At 69.0% G+C, this 18,296-nt stretch carries 13 protein-coding genes; 1 reads left to right on the top strand and 12 read right to left on the bottom strand.

What is annotated here, in order from left to right; all coding sequences use genetic code 11:
- Positions 1-11: 11 nt before the first annotated feature.
- The 12 genes from araA to AB0C27_RS14775 form a co-directional block, all read right to left on the bottom strand.
- Complete coding sequence (gene araA / locus AB0C27_RS14830) at positions 12-1,478, bottom strand: L-arabinose isomerase (protein ID WP_357843300.1); 1,467 nt, start codon at positions 1,476-1,478, stop codon at positions 12-14.
- Complete coding sequence (locus tag AB0C27_RS14825) at positions 1,475-2,122, bottom strand: L-ribulose-5-phosphate 4-epimerase (protein ID WP_357845251.1); 648 nt, start codon at positions 2,120-2,122, stop codon at positions 1,475-1,477. The genes araA and AB0C27_RS14825 overlap by 4 nt, the downstream gene beginning before the upstream one ends.
- A gap of 2 nt (positions 2,123-2,124) precedes the next feature.
- Complete coding sequence (gene araB, locus AB0C27_RS14820; protein ID WP_357845249.1) at positions 2,125-3,744, bottom strand: ribulokinase; 1,620 nt, start codon at positions 3,742-3,744, stop codon at positions 2,125-2,127.
- A 51-nt stretch (positions 3,745-3,795) separates the two neighbouring features.
- On the bottom strand, positions 3,796-4,812 hold the full coding sequence (locus tag AB0C27_RS14815; protein WP_357843297.1) for a LacI family DNA-binding transcriptional regulator: 1,017 nt from the start codon (positions 4,810-4,812) through the stop codon (positions 3,796-3,798).
- Positions 4,813-4,863: 51 nt separating this feature from the next.
- A complete protein-coding gene (gene mmsB, locus AB0C27_RS14810; RefSeq protein ID WP_357843295.1) occupies positions 4,864-6,123 on the bottom strand; it encodes a multiple monosaccharide ABC transporter permease in 1,260 nt (419 codons plus the stop codon).
- A gap of 5 nt (positions 6,124-6,128) precedes the next feature.
- Positions 6,129-7,658: a multiple monosaccharide ABC transporter ATP-binding protein gene (gene mmsA / locus AB0C27_RS14805; RefSeq protein WP_357843292.1), complete on the bottom strand. Its 1,530-nt coding sequence runs from the start codon at positions 7,656-7,658 to the stop codon at positions 6,129-6,131.
- A gap of 57 nt (positions 7,659-7,715) precedes the next feature.
- Entirely contained in the window at positions 7,716-8,825 is a 1,110-nt protein-coding gene (gene chvE, locus AB0C27_RS14800; protein ID WP_357843289.1) for a multiple monosaccharide ABC transporter substrate-binding protein, read from the bottom strand.
- A gap of 195 nt (positions 8,826-9,020) precedes the next feature.
- Positions 9,021-10,004 (bottom strand): galactofuranose ABC transporter, permease protein YjfF, encoded by a 984-nt coding sequence (gene yjfF, locus AB0C27_RS14795; RefSeq protein ID WP_357843286.1) that lies wholly within the window; start codon positions 10,002-10,004, stop codon positions 9,021-9,023.
- Entirely contained in the window at positions 10,001-11,014 is a 1,014-nt protein-coding gene (locus AB0C27_RS14790; RefSeq protein WP_357843283.1) for an ABC transporter permease, read from the bottom strand. Before AB0C27_RS14790 ends, yjfF begins: the two co-directional genes overlap by 4 nt.
- On the bottom strand, positions 11,011-12,465 hold the full coding sequence (locus AB0C27_RS14785; RefSeq protein WP_357843280.1) for a sugar ABC transporter ATP-binding protein: 1,455 nt from the start codon (positions 12,463-12,465) through the stop codon (positions 11,011-11,013). Before AB0C27_RS14785 ends, AB0C27_RS14790 begins: the two co-directional genes overlap by 4 nt.
- A gap of 79 nt (positions 12,466-12,544) precedes the next feature.
- A complete protein-coding gene (locus AB0C27_RS14780) occupies positions 12,545-13,531 on the bottom strand; it encodes an ABC transporter substrate-binding protein (protein ID WP_357843277.1) in 987 nt (328 codons plus the stop codon).
- A 77-nt stretch (positions 13,532-13,608) separates the two neighbouring features.
- Positions 13,609-14,589 (bottom strand): LacI family DNA-binding transcriptional regulator, encoded by a 981-nt coding sequence (locus AB0C27_RS14775; protein WP_357845246.1) that lies wholly within the window; start codon positions 14,587-14,589, stop codon positions 13,609-13,611.
- 230 nt (positions 14,590-14,819) lie between these two features.
- Here AB0C27_RS14775 and AB0C27_RS14770 point away from each other — a divergent pair, with 230 nt between their 5' ends.
- Positions 14,820-18,284, top strand: coding sequence for an alpha-L-arabinofuranosidase C-terminal domain-containing protein (locus tag AB0C27_RS14770; protein ID WP_357843276.1), 3,465 nt, complete (start codon positions 14,820-14,822; stop codon positions 18,282-18,284).
- Positions 18,285-18,296: the final 12 nt, after the last annotated feature.

Here is an 18,296-nt window from a genome sequence, read left to right as displayed (position 1 = left end):
CGGGAGCGATCCTAGAAGCCCTGCGCCAGCCGGTAGTACGCCTGGTTCCAGCGCAGCTCCTTGGCGAAGCGCTCGGTCGTGGTGGCCGAGTCGATGACCACCAGCTCCACGCCCAGCATGTCGGCCAGGTCGGTCAGCTCGTCCCGGCCGACGGCCTTGGACAGCACCGTGTGGTGCGGGGCTCCGGCGGTCAGCCACGACTCGGTGGAGGTGCGCAGGTTGGGGCGCGGACGCCACACCGCGCGGGCCACCGGCAGCTTGGGCAGCGGCTGCGGCGGCGTCACCACGTCGATCTCGTTGGCGACGAGCCGGAACCGGTCGCCCATGTCGGCCAGGCCGACCACGATGCCGGGTCCCGGCTCGGCGTCGAACACGAGCCTGACCGGGTTCTCCCTGCCGCCGATGCCGAGGGGGTGGATCTCGCAGGACGGCGTGCCGGACGCGATCGACGGACACACCTCCAGCATGTGGGCGCCGAGGATGAGCTCCTGGCCCGGCGTCATGTCGTAGGTGTAGTCCTCCATGAAGGAGGTGCCGCCGGCAGCCCCGGATTCAGGCATCGCCTTCAGAGTGCGCAGCAGCACCGAGGTCTTCCAGTCGCCCTCGCCGCCGAAGCCGTAGCCGTCGGCCATGAGCCGCTGCACGGCCAGGCCGGGCAGCTGGCGCAGGCCGCCGAGGTCCTCGAAGTTCGTGGTGAACGCCTTGAAGCCGCCCTCCTCCAGGAAGGCGCGCAGGCCCAGCTCGATCCTGGCCGCGTAACGCAGCGAGTCGTTGCGCTCGCCGAGCAGCTCGGGGGTCACGGTGTACTGCTCGGCATATTCCTTGACCAGCGCCGTCACGTCGGCGTCCGAGGCCGCGTCCACCACCTCGACCAGGTCGTTGACGCCGTAGGTGTTGACCGAGACGCCGAAGCGCAGCTGCGCCTCCACCTTGTCGCCCTCGGTGACCGCCACGTCGCGCATGTTGTCGCCGAAGCGGGCCAGCTTGAGCGTGCGCACCTCGGCCAGGCCCTTGGCGGCGCGCAGCCAGGTCAGGATGCGCGCGCCCACGGCCGGATCGCTCACGTGCCCGGCCACGGTCTTGCGCGGCACGCCGAGCCTGGTCTGGATGTGCCCGAACTCGCGGTCGCCGTGCGCGGCCTGGTTCAGGTTCATGAAGTCCATGTCGATGGTGGCCCACGGCAGCTCGACGTTGGCCTGCGTGTGCAGGTGCAGCAGCGGCTTGCGCAGCGCGTCGAGCCCGGCGATCCACATCTTGGCCGGGGAGAAGGTGTGCATCCACGCGATCACGCCGGCGCACTCGTCGTCCGCGTTGGCTTCGAGCATGATCCGCCGGATGGCCGCGGCGTCGGTCAGGACGGGCTTCCACTCCACCGGCATGGGCAGCTGCTCGGCGATGCGCCGCGACTGCTCGGCCACCTGGCGCAGCGTGTCCTCGCCGTACAGTCCCTGGCTGCCGGTCAGAAACCAGATGTTCAACGCGGGCTCCTCTGTCCGTAGACGTTCTGATAGCGGTCGTACAGGCGGTCGATGTCGTCCTGCGGGATGGGCAGCGGCTCGCCGAGCTGGCGGGCCACGTGCACCGTACGCGCCACGTCCTCGCACATCACGGCGGCCTTGACCGCGGCCCTGGCGTCCTTGCCGATGCTGAACACCCCGTGGTTGCGCATCAGCACGGCCTTGGAGCGGTGGCCCTTGAGCGTCTCGACGATGCCCTGCCCGATCGAGTCGTCGCCGATGAGGGCGAAGGGCCCGATCGGGATCTCGCCGCCGAACTCGTCGGCCATCGCGGTCAGCACGCACGGGATGGCCTCGCCGCGGGCGGCCCAGGCCGAGGCGTAGGTGGAGTGGGTGTGCACGACGCCGCCCACGTCCGGCATGTTGCGGTAGACGTAGGCGTGCGCGGCGGTGTCGCTGGACGGGGAGTGCTCGCCCTCCACCAGGTTGCCGTCGAGGTCGCACACGACCATGTTCCGCGGCGTCAGCTCGTCGTAGGAGACGCCCGACGGCTTGATGACGAACAGGTCCTCGCCGGGGATCCGCCCGGAGACGTTGCCCGCCGTCCAGGCCACCAGGTTGTAGCGGACCAGCTCCGCGTGCAGGCCGGCGACGATCTCTCTCATGGTCATGACGTGTGTGCCTCGTTCCTGATCGCGCGCAGCGCGTGCAGCATCTGTCCGTCTCCGAAGAAGTCGTGGAGCCTGCGGTACTCGGCGTAGAGCCGGTCGTAGGCGTCGGCGCGGACCTCGTCCGGCACGTACGCGTTCTCGGTGCGCTTGCCCATCGCCGCGGCGGCCTCCTCGATGGAGGCGTAGGCCCCGGCGGCCACGGCGGCGTGGATGGCCGAGCCGAGCGCGGGCCCCTGATCCGAGCCGATGACCGACAGCGGGCGGCGCAGCACGTCGGCGTAGACCTGCATGAGGAAGGGGTTCTTCAGCAGCCCGCCGGCGACGACGAACTCCTCGACCGGCACGCCCGACTTCTCGAACGTCTCCACGATCATGCGGGCGCCGTACGCGGTGGACTCGATGAGCGCCCGGTAGACGTCCTCCGGCCTGGTCTGCAGGGTCTGGCCGACGATCACGCCGGACAGGTTGTGGTCGACCAGCACCGAGCGGTTGCCGCCGAACCAGTCGAGCGCGACCAGGCCGTGCCCGCCCACGGGCTGCTTCTCGGCCAGCTCGGTGAGCCGCTCGTGGCCGTCGGTGCCGAAGTTGTCCACGTACCAGGCGAAGATGTCGCCGACCGCGGACTGCCCGGCCTCGTAGCCCCACAGGCCCGGCACGATGCCGTCGCGGACCACGCCGCACATGCCGGGCACCTCGGCGAGCTGGTCGCTGGGCATGATGTGGCAGGTGGAGGTGCCCATGATGGCCACCATCTGGCCGGGCCTGACGGCGTCCGCGGCGGCGGCCGTGACGTGCGCGTCCACGTTGCCGACGGCCACGGCGACGCCCTCGGGCAGGCCGGTCCAGGCGGCCGCCCGCGCGGTCAGGCGCCCGGCCAGGCCGCCGAGCGCGGCCAGCCGGACGCCGCCTGCGTCGTCGCCGACCTGGCCGGTGGCCAGCTTGCCGACGAAACCGGCGAAACCGGGGTTCAGCTCGGCCAGGAACTCCTCCGACGGGTAGCTCCCGTCCTGGAAGACGCCCTTGTAGCCGACGGTGCAGATGTTGCGGCTCTCGACGCCGGTGAGCTGCCAGATGATCCAGTCGGCGGCCTCGATCCAGCGCTCGGCCCTGGCGTACACCTCGGGGGCCTCCTCCAGGAGCTGCAGGCCCTTGGCGAACTCCCACTCGGAGGAGATCTTGCCGCCGTAGCGGGGCAGCCAGCTCTCGCCCCTGCGCGCGGCCAGCTCGTTGATCCGGTCGGCGTGCGGCTGGGCGGCGTGGTGCTTCCACAGCTTGGGCCAGGCGTGCGGCTCGCCCGGCGTCTCGTCGCTCAGCGGCGTGCCGTCGGCCCTGGTCGGCATGACGGTGCAGGCGGTGAAGTCGGTGCCGATGCCGACCACCTCCTCGGGCCGCACACCCGCGGCGGCGACCGCCTCGGGGACGGCGGTCCGCAGCACCTCGATCCAGTCCTGGGGAGACTGCAGCGCCCAGTCGGGGCCGAGCCGCTCGCCGGTCGGGAGCGTCTGCTCCATGACGCGGTGCGCGTACTCGTGCACGGCGCTGCCCAGCTCGGCGCCGTCGCTCACGCGGACGACCACGGCCCGCCCTGAGAGCGTGCCGAAGTCCACTCCGACCACGTAGGTGTTAGCGTTCACATTGAACTCCAGGGTTTTCCGGGGGCATGCCCATCATCTACTGACCGCAGCGGTGCTCGACCGCACCACGAAGCTGGGCCGCACGACCAGCCGCTCGTACGCGGTGGCCCCCACGTCGATCTGCCGCAGCAGCACCTCGATGCAGTGCCGGCCCACCACGTCGAAATCCTGCCTGACCGTGGTCAGCGGCGGCGAGAAGAACTCCGACTCGGGGATGTCGTCGAAACCGACCACGCTGATCCGACCGGGAACGGGCACGCCCTTCTCCGACAGGGCGCGCAGCACGCCCAGCGCCATCTGGTCGTTGGCCGCGAAGACGGCCGTGACGCCGTCCATCGCGGCCAGGCTCATGCCGGCCTCGTAACCGGCCCGCGGGCTCCAGTCGCCGGCCAGCGGCTCGGGCACCGGCCGGCCCGCCTCCATCAGCGCCGAGCGCCAGCCCTCCAGCCTGCCCTCGGTCTCCAGCCAGTCGGCCGGGCCGCTGACGTGCCAGACCGTCTCGTGGCCCTGGTCGAGCAGGTGCCGGGTGGCCAGCCTGGCGCCCTCCATCTGATCGATGCACACCACGGACACATCGGCCCGGTGCGTGCCCTCGACCGCCACGGCCGGCATGCCGACGGGCAGGTTCTCCAGGGCGCGCCCGGCCGAGCGCTGCGGCGCGACGACCACCACGCCGTCCACCCCCTGCTCGGCGAGGTAGTCGATGGCGTCGCGCACGTTGTCGGTGTCGAGCGATTTCAGGCTGACGATGCTGACGAAGTAGCCCGCGGTCCTGGCCGCCTGCTCGATGCCGTAGATGGTGCTGGCGGGGCCGTACAGCGTGGTGTCGAAGCTGACCACGCCGAGCGTCCTCGAGCGCTTGGTGACCAGGGCGCGGGCGACGAGATTGCGCCGGTAGCCCAGCCGGGAGATCGCCGCCTCCACCCTGGTGCGGGTGTCGGCCCTGACGTTCGGGTGGTCGTTGAGCACCCGGGAGACCGTCTGATGCGACACGCCCGCCTCCTTGGCCACGTCGGCCATGACCGGCAGGCGGCGCTTGGGGGTCGTCACGGTCTCTCCTTTCGCTGGAGCTCCCGATCACCGGGGCTTCCGGGATCTTACCTAGCGGGCGGCGCCTGCCCTGCGCTTGGTCCACACGTCGAACGCGACCGCCGCCAGCAGCACCGCGCCCTTGACGAGCATGACCCGCTCGCTGGGCGAGCCGATCAGGGACATGCCGTTGTTGATGACCGCCATGATCAGACCACCGGTGATGGCGCCCACGACCTTGCCGACGCCGCCCTGCACGGCCGCGCCGCCGATGAAGGCCGCCGCGATGGCGTCCAGCTCGAACGCGTTGCCCGCCGTCGGGCCCGCCTGGTTGAGCCGGCCGGCGAAGATGATGCCGGCGATGGCCGACAGCACGCCCATGTTCACGAAGATCCAGAAGACCACCGACTTGACCTTCACGCCGGACATGACCGCCGCCTGGAGGTTGCCGCCGATGGCGTAGATCTGCCGGCCGAAGACCGTGCGGTTGGCCATCAGCGAGTACGCCAGCACGAGGATCGCCAGCAGCACCAGCACCCACGGCAGGTTCTTGAACCGGGCCAGCTGCACGACCAGGAAGAGGATCAGCGCCGCGCCGGCCGCCATCTTCAGCACGAACAGCGCCATCGGCTCGACCGTCTGGCCGTAACCCTTGCGGGCGCCCCTGGTGCGCCACTGCGCCGCGACCATGCCGGCGATGGCGACGACGCCGATCAGCAGGCTGAACAGGTCGGCGCCGCCGAGCGGGCCGAGGCCGATGTTGCCGAGATAGCCGTCGGTGAAGCCGTTGGCCAGCGTACGGACCTGGTCGGGGAACGGGCCGATGCCCTGGTTTCCCAGGACGGTGAGGGTCAGCGCGCGGAACAGCAGCATGCCGGCCAGCGTCACGATGAAGGCCGGGATGCCGAAGTAGGCGATCCAGTAGCCCTGCCAGGCCCCGATCAGGGCGCCGGCCACCAGCGTGGCGAGCAGGGCCAGCGGCCACGGCCAGCCCATGTTCACCATGAGCACCGCGGCCAGCGCTCCCGTGACCGCCACCACCGAGCCGACCGACAGGTCGATGTGCCCGGCGATGATGATCAGGATCATCCCGATCGCGAGGATCAGAACGTAGGAGTTCTGGACGATGATGTTCGAGATGTTCTGCGGCGTGAGCAGCGCGCCGTCCGTCAGCACCGAGAACAGCACGATGATCAGCGCGAAGGCGATGTAGATGCCGCTGGATCGCAGGTTGAGCGAGATGCCGCCCAGAGACACCCGGCCCGGCTGCCGCGGCCCTCCCCCGTCGCCCGTGGTGCCGACCGCGACGTCGGCGGGCGTGATGCTGCTCATCGAAGCTACTCCTGTCCCTTGGTCATGAGATGCATGAGGCTTTCCTGGGTGGCCTCCTGGCGGGGCACCTCGCCGGTGATGCGACCTTCCGAGAGCGTGTAGATGCGGTCGCACAGGCCGAGCAGCTCAGGCAGCTCAGAGGAGATCACCAGTACGGCCTTGCCCTGGTCGGCCAGCCGGTTGATGATCGTGTAGATCTCGTACTTGGCCCCGACGTCGATGCCGCGCGTGGGCTCGTCGAGGATGAGGACGTCCGGCTCGGTCAGGATCCACTTCGACAGCACGACCTTCTGCTGGTTGCCGCCGCTCAGCTTGCCCACGATGCTGTCCACGCCGGGGGCCTTGATGTTCATGCTCTTGTGGAACTGCTCGGCGACCCGGTATTCCTCGTTCTCGTTGACCCAGCCGCGCTTGGACAGGCCGGTGAGCCCGGCCGCGCTGATGTTGCGCTTGATGTCCTCGATGAGGTTGAGCCCGTAGCGCTTGCGGTCCTCGGTGGCGTAGGCGATGCCGTGCCTGATCGCGTCCTGGACGTTGCGGACCTCGACCGGCTTGCCGTCCTTGAAGAGCTTGCCGGTGATGTGCACGCCCCACGTCCGACCGAAGACGCTCATGGCCAGCTCGGTGCGCCCGGCGCCCATCAATCCCGCCAGCCCGACGATCTCGCCGCGCCGCAGCGTGAGCGAGGCGTTGTCGACGACCTTGCGGCCGGGCTGGCTCGGGCTGTAGACCGTCCAGTCCTCGATCCGCAGCGCCTCGTCGCCGATGGTCGGCTCGTGCGGCGGGAAACGGTTGTCGAGGGCGCGGCCGACCATGCCGGAGATGATGCGGTCCTCCGTGACGTGGTCGCCGGCCATGTCCAGCGTCTCGATCGTGCGGCCGTCACGGATGATCGTGACGGCGTCGGCGATGGCGATCACCTCGTTGAGCTTGTGCGAGATGATCACGCAGGTGATGCCCTCGTCACGCAGCCCGCGCAGCAGGTCGAGCAGGTGCGCCGAGTCGTCGTCGTTGAGCGCGGCCGTCGGCTCGTCGAGGATGAGCAGCCGCACCTCCTTCGACAGCGCCTTGGCGATCTCGACGAGCTGCTGCTTGCCCACGCCGATGTCGGCGATCGTGGTCGTCGGGTTCTCCTGCAGCCCGACCCGCTTCATCAGCGCGGCGGCCTCGAAGTTGGTGCGGTTCCAGTCGATGACACCGCGCTTGGCGCGCTCGTTGCCGAGGAAGATGTTCTCCGCGATCGACAGCTGCGGGCTCAGCGCCAGCTCCTGGTGGATGATGACGATGCCGGCGTGCTCGCTGTCGCGGATGCCGCCGAACTCGCAGCGGTTGCCCTCGAAGAAGATCTCGCCCTCGTAGTCGCCGTGCGGGTAGACCCCGGACAGCACCTTCATCAGCGTCGACTTGCCGGCGCCGTTCTCGCCGCAGATGGCGTGGATCTCACCGCGCCGGACCGACAGGTTGACGTCCTGCAGCGCCTTGACGCCGGGGAACGTCTTCGTGATCCCGCTCATCCGCAAGATGTGCTCGGTCATATGCCCCTCGCTCAGGGAGAACCCCGGGAACGCGGTCTGCGTCCCCGGGGCGGGCCCTTACTTGAGCTGGTCCTCGGTGTAGTAGTTGCCGCCGATGATGACGTCCTTGTAGTTGCTCTTGTCGACGATCACCGGGTCGAGCAGGTACGAGGGGACGACCTTGTTGCCGTTCTCGTAGTCCTTGGTGTTGTTCACCTCGGGCTGGCCGCCCTTGAGCACGGCGTCGGCCATCTTCACCGTCTGCTCGGCGAGCTTGCGGGTGTCCTTGAAGATGGTGGAGTACTGCTCGTCGGAGATGATCGACTTCACCGACTGCAGCTCGGCGTCCTGGCCGGTCACGATCGGGTACGGCTTGCCGTAGCCGGAGCTCTTCAGCGCCGACAGGATGCCGATGGACAGGCCGTCGTACGGCGACAGCACGCCGTCGACCTTGGTGCTGCCCGTGTAGGTCTTGGTGATGATGTCCTCCATGCGCTTCTGCGCCGTGGCGGGGTCCCACCGGAGGATGGCGGCCTGCTTGAAGTCGGTCTGGCCGCTCTTGATCACCAGGGTGCCGTCGTCGATCTTCGGCTGGAGCACCGACATGGCGCCGTTCCAGAAGAAGGTGGCGTTGTTGTCGTCGGGCGAGCCGCCGAACAGCTCGACGTTGAACGGGCCCTTCTTGCCGTCCTCGACGCCGAGACCCTTGAGCAGCGAGCTGGCCTGCTGCACGCCGACCTTGAAGTTGTCGAAGGTGGCGTAGTAGTCGACGTTCGGGCTGTTGCGGATCAGCCGGTCGTAGGCGATGACCGGGATCTTGGCGTCGGCGGCCTGCTGGAGCTGGGAGGTGATCGCGGTGCCGTCGATCGAGGCGATGATCAGGAGCTTGGCGCCCTTGGTGATCTGGTTCTCGATCTGGTTGGCCTGCGTCGGGATGTCGTTCTCAGCGTACTGGAGGTCGACCTGGTAGCCGAGCTGCTCCAGCTGCTTCTTGACGTTGTCGCCGTCGTGGATCCAGCGCTCGGAGGACTTGGTGGGCATCGTGACGCCGATCAGAGCCCCCGCGTTGCCGGCGGCGGCCGAGGTGGAGGCCTCGGCGTCCACGGTCTTGGTGCTGGAGCCACAGGCCGTCATGGTCGCGGCGAGCGCGATGGCGGACACCACGCCCCCGATCCGTCCCAACCTCATGTGCATCCCTTTCCATGGGGGTCGCGGCGGCGCTGGACGTGGCGCCTGCCGGTATAGCGAAGGATTTTCGATCACAGAACGTGACGAATCAGAACAAAGTTCACACCTGGTTCAGGCTGATTGTTATCGCTAACAACGACTGTGTCAACGTTCAACCATAACCGGACGGAAACTTTCACGTAACTTCGGCGCAGGTCAGCGCCGTGAACGGGCCGAGAACATGCGCTGCAGCAGGATGAAGACGAAGAGCAACATTCCGATGAAGATCTTGGTCCACCAAGACAGAAGCGTCCCTTCGAAACTGATGATCGTCTGGATCAGGCCGAGCACGAGCACACCGAGCACCGTCCCGAGCAGGAAGCCACTGCCGCCGGTCAGCAGGGTTCCGCCGATGACCACCGCCGCGATCGCGTCGAGCTCCATGCCCACGGCGTGCAGCCCGTAACCGGAGAGCATGTAGAACGACAGCAGCACCCCGCCGAGCGCCGAGCAGAACCCGCTGACCGTGTAGACGGTGATCTTGGTCCGGCCCACGGGCAGCCCCATGAGCAGCGCCGACTGCTCGCTCCCGCCGGCCGCGTAGACCGAACGGCCGAAGCGGGTGTAGTGCAGCACGTACGCCGCCACCCCCACGACCAGCACCGCGATGACCACGCTCGGCGAGATCCACAGATCGGCGAACAGATCGATCCTGGTCTGCGCGAACGCCGTGAACGTCGGGTCGCGGATCGGGATCGAGTCGGTGCCGATCGTGTAGCACAGCCCCCGCGCCAGGAACATCCCCGCCAGCGTCACGATGAACGGCTGGATGTCGAAGGCGTGCACGATGTAACCCATCACCAGCCCCAGCCCGGAGCCGATGGCCAGCACCAGCGGGATCACCAGGTACGGCGGCCACCCCGGCCCCTCCATCAGGCTGGCCGAGATCATCGTGGACAGCGCCACCACCGACCCCACCGACAGGTCGATGCCCCCGGTCAGGATCACGAACGTCAGCCCGACCGCCACCACCAGCAGGAAGGCGTTGTCGATGAAGACGTTGAGTATCACCTGCCCGCTGGCGAACCCCTCGTAGCGGAACCCGCCCACCGCGAACATGGCCACGAACAGGCACCCGGTCACCAGCACCGGCAGATACTTGGCCGGCACCGCCGTCCGGCCCAGCGTCAGCGTGCTCACAGGCTCACCCGCACCTTCTCCTCGGACGCCGGGCCCGGCACGGCGGGCCGGGCCCTGCTACGCAACACCTTCGCGCGGAAGGACGGCGACTGGATGAGGCACACCGCCGTGACCACCAGCGCCTTGAACAGCAGCGTGGTCTCCGGCGGCACGCCGATCGAGTAGATCGTCGTGGTCAGGGTCTGGATGATGAGCGCGCCCAGCACGGTCCCGCCGAGCGAGAACCGCCCGCCGGACAGCGCCGTGCCGCCGATCACCACGGCCAGGATCGCGTCCAGCTCGATCCACAGGCCGGCGTTGTTGCCGTCGGCGCTGGAGACGTTCGAGCTGATCATCAGCCCGGCCACGCCTGCGCACAGGGCGGCGAACGCGTACACCATGATGATGATCCCGCGCGCCCTGATGCCCGCGAGCCGGCTCGCCTCGGCGTTGCCGCCGACCGACTCGATCAGCATGCCCAGCGCCAGCCGCCTGGTCAGGAACGCGGTGACGGCCAGCACCACCAGCACGATCAGGATGCCGAACGGCACGGTCAGCCAGTAGCCGCCGCCGATCACCTTGTACGCCGGGCTGTTGACGGTGATGATCTGGCCGTCGGTGATGAGCTGCGCCAGCCCGCGACCGGCCACCATGAGGATGAGGGTGGCGATGATCGGCTGGATGCCGATGCCGGCGACCAGGAACCCGTTCCACGCCCCCAGCACCAGGCACAGGCCCAGCGCCAGCGCCACGGCGGTGAACAGGCTGGCGTCCTGGCTGATCTGCAGGCACGCCAGCGCGCCCGAGATCGCCACCACCGACCCCACCGACAGGTCGATGCCGCCGGTCGCGATGACCAGCGTCATCCCGAGCGAGACCAGGATCAGCGGGGCGCCGAAGCGCAGGATGTCGATCAGGCTGCCGTACAGGTGCCCGTCGCGCACCTGGATCGAGAAGAAGCCGGGCGCGAAGAACACGTTCAGGACCAGCAGCAGGGCCAGCACCACGACCGGCCACAACAATCGCTTCATCCCGCCCTCCCTCCGCTCGCGATCGTCTCCATGAGCACGTCGGTGGTCAGCGCCTCGTCGTTGGGCAGCTCGGCGACGAGCCGCCGGTCGCGCAGCACCTCGACCTTGTGGCTGAGCCGCAGCACCTCCTCCAGCTCGGCGGAGATGAACAGCACCGCCACGCCGCCGTCCGACAGCTCGGCCACCAGGCGCTGGATCTCCGTCTTGGCCCCGACGTCGATGCCCCGGGTGGGCTCGTCGAGGATGAGCAGCCTGGGCTCCAGGATCAGCCACCTGGCCAGCACCACCTTCTGCTGGTTGCCGCCGCTTAGGTTGCGTACCAGGTGCTCGGGGTTGGGCGGGCTGATCTTCAGCGCCTTGATGTAGCCGCCGACCAGCTCGTCCTGCTGCTCACGCGGAACCGGTCTGGTCCAGCCCCTGGTGGCCTGGAGGGCCAGGATGATGTTCTCGCGCACGGTCAGGTCGGGGATGAGCCCGTCCTCCTTGCGGTTCTCCGAGCAGAACGCGATCTTGTGGGTCATGGCCGCGCGCGGCGTGCGTAACGACGCCGGCGACCCGCTCACCGCGACCTCGCCCGTGCCGGCGTGGTCGGCGCCGAACAGCAGCCGCGCGATCTCCGTACGGCCCGAGCCCAGCAGCCCCGCCAGGCCCACCACCTCGCCCTCGTGCACGGTCAGGCTGAACGGCTCGATCGCGCCCGCCCGGCCAAGACCGCGCGCCTCGATCAGCGGCCGGTCGAACACCTTGGCCTCGCCGTGCAGCCGCTCCAGCGCCGCCAGCTCCTGGCCGATCATCTTGGCCACCAGCTCGACCTGCGGCAGCCCTTCGGTCATGAACTCGCCCACGAGCCGCCCGTTGCGCAGGATCGTCATCCGGTCGGAGATCTCGTACACCTGGTCGAGGAAGTGCGAGACGAACAGGATCGCGATGCCCTCCTCCTTCAGCCGCCGCATCACCCGAAACAGCTGCAGCACCTCGTCGGCGTCCAGGCTGGAGGTCGGCTCGTCCAGGATCAGCACCCTCGCGTCCACGTCGATCGCCCGCGCGATGGCCACCATCTGCTGGATGGCCAGCGAGTACGACGACAGCGGCGCCGACACGTCCAGGCTCAGCTCCAGCCGCGCCAGCAGCTCGCCCGCCCTGGCCCGCATCCGCTTCCAGTCGATCCGCCCCCAGCGGCGCGGCTCGCGGCCGAGCAGGATGTTCTCCGCCACCGAAAGGTTCGTGCAGAGGTTGACCTCCTGGTAGACGGTGCTGATCCCGGCCTGCTGCGCCTCCAGCGGGCTGCCGAACGCGACCGGCGCGCCGCCCAGCTCGATCGTGCCCGCGTCGGCGGTGTGCACGCCGGTGAGCACCTTGATCAGGGTGGACTTGCCCGCGCCGTTCTCTCCCATGAGCGCGTGCACCTCGCCGGGCAGCAGCCGCAGGTCCACGCCGTCCAGGGCCTTCACCCCCGGAAACTGTTTCCCGATCCCCCGCATCGTCAAGACCGGCACAGGCAAATCCCTTCAAGGTCCCTGTCTACGTTGATCAGTACTGACGGCTGGGGAGGGCCTGCTTGGCCTGCTCCTGGGTGAAGGTGGTCTCCTCGGTCACCACGCGGGCCGGCACCTGCTCGCCCTTGACGACCTTCTTGGCCAGGTCCATGAGCTGCGGGCCGAGCAGCGGGGAGCACTCGACAATGAAGTTGATCTTCCCGTCGGCGAGCGCCTGCATCCCGTCCTTGACCGCGTCCACCGTGATGATCTTGATGTCCTTGCCGGGCACCTTGCCCGCGCCCTCGATGGCCTCGATCGCGCCCAGGCCCATGTCGTCGTTGTGCGCGTAGAGCACATCGATGTCCGGGGTCGACTTCAGGAACGCCTCCATGACCTCCTTGCCCTTGGCCCGGGTGAAGTCACCGGTCTGCGTGGCGACGATCTGGAACTTCGTGTCCGCCCCGATGACCTCCTGGAAGCCGGCCTTGCGGTCGTTGGCCGGGGCCGAGCCCGTGGTGCCCTGGAGTTCGACGATGTTCACCTTGTCCGTCGAGTCCTTGTACTCCTCGACCAGCCACTGACCGGCCTTCTTGCCCTCCTCGATGAAGTCAGAGCCCAGGAAGGTCTTGTAGAGGCTCGTGTCCGTGGAGTCCACGGCGCGGTCGGTCAGGATGACCGGGATCTTCGCGTTCTGGGCCTCCTTGAGCACCGGGTCCCAGCCCGACTCCACCACCGGCGAGAAGGCGATGACGTCCACCCGCTGCTGGATGAAGGAGCGGATGGCCTTGATCTGGTTCTCCTGCTTCTGCTGGGCGTCGGAGAACTTGAGCGTGATACCGGCGCTCTTGGCCGACTCCTGCACGGACTTGGTGTTCGCGGTCCGCCAGCCGCTCTCCGCACCGACCTGGGAGAAGCCCATCGTGATCGTGCTGTCGCCACCACCGCCGCTGCCCGCGCTCGTGCTGCCGCCACCGCCGCAGGACGTCACCGCCATGGCGGTGAGCCCAGCCAGCACCAACGCCGAGATCCTCTTTAACACGTGGGGGGTCCCTTCCTTGAATGTGAACGCTAACAACCCTGGTCGGATGCCAGCGCCTCCTGCCTTCCGTTACGGCGTCAGGCCCGGGCCGTGCTGACCCTGGCGACGAACACCGGCGGCACCACGAGCCGCTCCCGCTCCTGCGGACCGCCTTCGAGCTGCCGTACGAGAACCTCGATGCTGTGTCTGCCCACGGCGCCGAAGTCCTGCCTGATGGTCGTGAGCGGCGGCGAGAAGAACTCCGACTCGGGGATGTCGTCGAAACCGACCACGCTCACCCGCTCGGGCACTCTCACCCCCTGCTCGGTGAACGCCCGCAGCACGCCGAGCGCCATCTGGTCGTTGGCGACGAAGACCGCGGTGACGTTCCTTATGCTCGCCAGGCTGCGCCCCGCCTCGTATCCGGAACGAGGGCTCCAGTCCCCGGCGAGCGGGCGCGGGGCCTCGCGGCCCGCCTGCTCAAGCGCGGCCCGCCACCCGGCCACGCGACCTTCGGCCTCCAGCCAGTCGGAGGGGCCGCTGACGTGCCAGACCGTCTCGTGACCGAGCGAGAGCAGGTGCTCGGTGGCGAGCCTGCCTCCCTCGACCTGGTCCACGCTGACCACCGACACCTCGCCCGCCTCGCCGCCCTCGACGGCGACCGTGGGGACGCCGAGCGGCAGGTCGGCCAGGGCGCGGGCGGCCGAGCGCTGCGGCGCGACCACCACGATGCCGTCCACGCCCTGGTCGGTCAGGTAGTCGAGGGCGTCGCGCACGCCCGCTCTGTCGATCGACTTGAGGCTGACGATGCTGACGAAGTAGCCGGCCGCCCTGGCCGCCTGCTCGATGCCGTAGACGGTGCTGGCCGGGCCGTACAGCGTGGTGTCGAAGCTGACCACGCCGAGCGTCCTGGAGTGCTTGGTGACCAGGGCGCGGGCGACGAGGTTACGGCGGTAGCCGAGCTTGTCGATCGCCTGCAGCACCCGGGTGCGGGTCTCGCTGCGCACGTTCGGATGATCGTTGAGCACGCGCGAAACCGTCTGATGCGACACGCCGGCCTCCTTGGCCACGTCGGCCATGACCGGCAGGCGGCGCCCCAGGGTGGATCCCACGGCCGTGCTCCCTTCCTGGCTTGGCCCCGACTGTGAACGCTAACAACCCGTCCCGTCAAGGGTCCGCCGGATTACGGTCGGGTTACACGGAAGGCCCTTGACGGAGCCCCTGAGGGGTCCTTAACTTGTCGCGAATCGCCGTTGTTAACGCTCACTTCTGTGTTAACGCTAACAACAGTTGAGGAGCTCCCCCACTCATGTTGCGCATCGCGTTATCCGCCCTGCTCGTCGCTGGTTCCCTGGTGGCGCCGCCGCCTTCCCCTGCTCCTTCCTCGGCCGCCTCCACGCCGACGTCCGCGCTCGCGGAGCCGATCCCGGAAGGCGCCGTCGTCGACCAGTTCGACGGCACCACGCTCGGCCCGGACTGGACGGTGCTCTCACCGGACGACTCCCGCTACCGCCTGTCGGACGGCGCGCTGCGGCTGGACACGCTCACCGGCGACACCCACCAGGGCACCAACAACGCCAGGAACCTCTTCCTCGTGGACGTGCCCGACGGCGACTTCGAGATCGTCACCAAGCTCAGCGCGCCGGTCGCGCTCGACTTCCAGAGCGCCGGGCTGCTCGCCTGGCAGGACTGGGACAATTACGTACGGGCGGGCCTGGCCCACGTCGGGTTCGCCGGTGGGCCGGTGATCGAGACGGCCACCGAGGTCGGCGCGGCCTTCACCTCGGCCTTCGCGGCCAGGCCCGGCTCCACCGCCGAGATCGTCAAGCTGGCCGGGACCGGCGACGAGTTCGTCTCCTCCTACTGGGACGGCTCGGCGTGGGTGCAGGCGTCCAGGATGACCGCCCGGCTCACGGTGGGGCAGGTCGGGCTCTTCGGGCTGTCGGCGCAGAACGGCACGTCCATGGGGGTCGCGTTCGACTACCTCGCGATCAAGGCGGCCGAGGGCGGGCCGGTGGTGCCCGAGGGCACGTTCACGCTGCGGTCGGCGGCGCGGCCGTACCTGTCGGCGGACCGCTCGGGGACGGTGCGGGCCTCGGCCGAGGCGCCGATGACCGGCCTGGCCGTCACCGCCGAGCCCAACGGCGACGGCGACGGCGACGGCGACGGCGACGGCGACGGCGACGGGATCAGGCTCAAGGACGTGACGAGCGGCAGGTACCTGGAGGCGTCGGCCACGGTCCGGCTGAGCGCGCGCGGCTCGGTCTTCCAGCTCAAGGACGCCGGGGGCGGCAAGGTCACCATGTCCTCGGGCGGCCGGAACGTCTCGGTCTCCGGCGGAAGACTCGTCATGGGCGCGGACGCGACCAAGTTCCGGGTCGAGGGCTACACCTCGGGCGAGCTGGGCGTGGACACGAGGGCGAAGGGCACGAAGGTCAGCCCCGACCTGTACGGCGTCTTCTACGAGGACATCAACCACGCCGCCGACGGCGGGCTCTACGCCGAGCTGGTGCAGAACCGCTCGTTCGAGTTCAACGCCACCGACGAGAGCTCCTACACCGGGCTGACCGCCTGGAGCAAGGTCGAGCGCGGCGCCACCGCGGCCCTGACCGTCACCGGCGAGCAGCCGCTGAACGCCGCCAACCGCAACTACCTGCGGCTGGACGTGACCGGCGACGGCACGGCCGGGGCGGCCAACGCCGGCTTCAACCGCGGCCTGCCGCTGAAGCAGGGCGCGCGTTACGACCTGTCGCTGTGGGCCAGGCGGGCTCAGCCCGCCACGCTGACGGTCACGGTCGAGGACGGCGGCACGGTGCTCGGCCAGGCCACGTTGCGGGTCAAGGCCGGCGGCTGGGCCAGGTACAAGGCGTCGTTCACCGCCTCAGGCGGCACCGACGCCGGCCGGCTGGTCGTGCGGGCGCCCGCCGGGCGGACCGACCTCGACATGGTCTCGCTGTTCCCCCGTGACACCTTCAAGGGGCACGGCATGCGGACCGACCTGGCCGAGATGATCGCCGATCTGGAGCCGCGGTTCCTGCGCTTTCCCGGGGGCTGTGTGACGAACGTCGGCACGTACGAGCCGTACTCCGCCGCCCAGGACCGGCGGCGCATCTACCAGTGGAAGGAGACGATCGGCCCGGTCGAGGAGCGGCCGGCGAACTTCAACTTCTGGGGCTACAACCAGAGCTACGGCATCGGCTACTTCGAGTACTTCCAGTTCGCCGAGGACATCGGGGCCAAGGCGCTGCCGGTGCTGTCGGTGGGCGTGAACGGGTGCGGCGAGAACCGGCCGCTGACCGACGAGACCGGGCTGGCCCGATGGGTGCGCGACACGCTGGACCTGATCGAGTTCGCCAACGGGCCGGTCAGCTCCCCCTGGGGGAGGAAGCGGGCGGAGCTCGGGCATCCGAAGCCGTTCGGGCTGGAGTACATCGGGCTCGGGAACGAGGAGATCTATCCGGAGTTCTTCGCGAACTATCCCAAGTTCGCCGACGCGATCAGGGCCAGGTACCCGAAGATCAAGATCATCAGTAACTCGGGGCAGACGTCGCAGGGGGCCTGGTTCGACCGGATGTGGCAGTTCGCCCGCGACCAGAAGGCCGACCTGGTCGACGAGCACTACTACAACAACACCGACTGGTTCCTGTCCAACGCCCGCCGCTACGACTCCTACGACCGCGAGGGGCCGAAGGTGTTCGTGGGCGAGTACGCCTCCAGGGGCAACACGTTCTTCAACGCGCTGTCCGAGGCCGCGTACATGACGGGGCTGGAGCGTAACTCCGACGTCGTGCGACTGGCGTCGTACGCGCCGCTGCTGGCCAACGTCGACTACGTGGACTGGACGCCGGACCTGATCTGGTTCGACAACGACCAGGCGTACGGGTCGCCGAGCTACCACGTCCAGCGCCTGTTCGCCACGAACGCCGGCGAGCGGGTGGTGCCGAGCACGTTCGAGGGCGAGGTCAGGCCGGTCGATGACATCAGCGGCGGCGTCGGGCTGGGCGCGTGGAACACCGCGGTCCGCTACGACGACGTGAAGGTGACCGCGGCGGACGGGACCGTGCTGCTGTCCGAGGACTTCTCCGCCGGAGCCCCCGGCTGGACGCCCGGCCTCGGCACCTGGGCCGTGCGGGACGGCGGCTACGAGCAGACCGCCCAGGTCGAGGACGCCAGGTCGACGGCGGGCTCGGCCGGCTGGTCGGACTACACGATGGAGGTGACCGCCCGCAAGACCGCCGGCGCCGAGGGCTTCCTGGTCATGTTCGGGGTACGCGGCACCGGCGACTTCTACTGGTGGAACGTCGGCGGCTGGGGCAACACGCAATCCGCCGTCGAGAAGGCGGTCAACGGCGGCAAGGCCCAGATCGCCACCTCCTCCCACACCGTCGAGACGGGCCGCGACTACCGCCTGAAGGTCCAGGTCAGCGGGCGCACGATCACGACCTGGCTGGACGGGGAGAAGGTCAACGAGTTCGTGGACAGCTCACGGGTGGAGCCGCTGTACCAGGTGGTGTCCAGGGACGGGAGGAAGATGACGGTCAAGGTCGTCAACGCGCAGGACACGGCGGTGCGCACCCGGGTGGACCTCGGCTCTGCGCGGATCCGGCCGAACGCCACGGTGACCTCGCTGACCGGCTCGCCCTCCGACATGAACTCGATCTCCGAGCCGGAGCGGGTGGCGCCGCGGCGGCAGCAGGTGGACGGCTTCTCCTCGGCCTTCACCTACGACTTCCCGGCGTACTCGGTGACGTTCATCGAGCTCACAGAGCGGTGACGACGGTCGGGG

The organism is Nonomuraea sp. NPDC048882 (genome assembly GCF_040649755.1).
GTDB classification, from domain to species: Bacteria; Actinomycetota; Actinomycetes; order Streptosporangiales; family Streptosporangiaceae; genus Nonomuraea; species Nonomuraea maheshkhaliensis.
This window is presented reverse-complemented; position numbering and strand designations above follow the sequence as displayed.

What these genes read in the sequence shown, in the direction of transcription:
- AB0C27_RS14825 (WP_357845251.1), bottom strand. Translation starts at nt 2,122, where the DNA reads ATGAGAGAGATCGTCGCCGGCCTGCACGCGGAGCTGGTCCGCTACAAC.
- mmsB (WP_357843295.1), bottom strand. Translation starts at nt 6,123, where the DNA reads ATGAGCAGCATCACGCCCGCCGACGTCGCGGTCGGCACCACGGGCGAC.
- mmsA (WP_357843292.1), bottom strand. Translation starts at nt 7,658, where the DNA reads ATGACCGAGCACATCTTGCGGATGAGCGGGATCACGAAGACGTTCCCC.
- chvE (WP_357843289.1), bottom strand. Translation starts at nt 8,825, where the DNA reads ATGAGGTTGGGACGGATCGGGGGCGTGGTGTCCGCCATCGCGCTCGCC.
- AB0C27_RS14790 (WP_357843283.1), bottom strand. Translation starts at nt 11,014, where the DNA reads ATGAAGCGATTGTTGTGGCCGGTCGTGGTGCTGGCCCTGCTGCTGGTC.
- AB0C27_RS14775 (WP_357845246.1), bottom strand. Translation starts at nt 14,589, where the DNA reads ATGGCCGACGTGGCCAAGGAGGCCGGCGTGTCGCATCAGACGGTTTCG.
- AB0C27_RS14770 (WP_357843276.1), top strand. Translation starts at nt 14,820, where the DNA reads ATGTTGCGCATCGCGTTATCCGCCCTGCTCGTCGCTGGTTCCCTGGTG.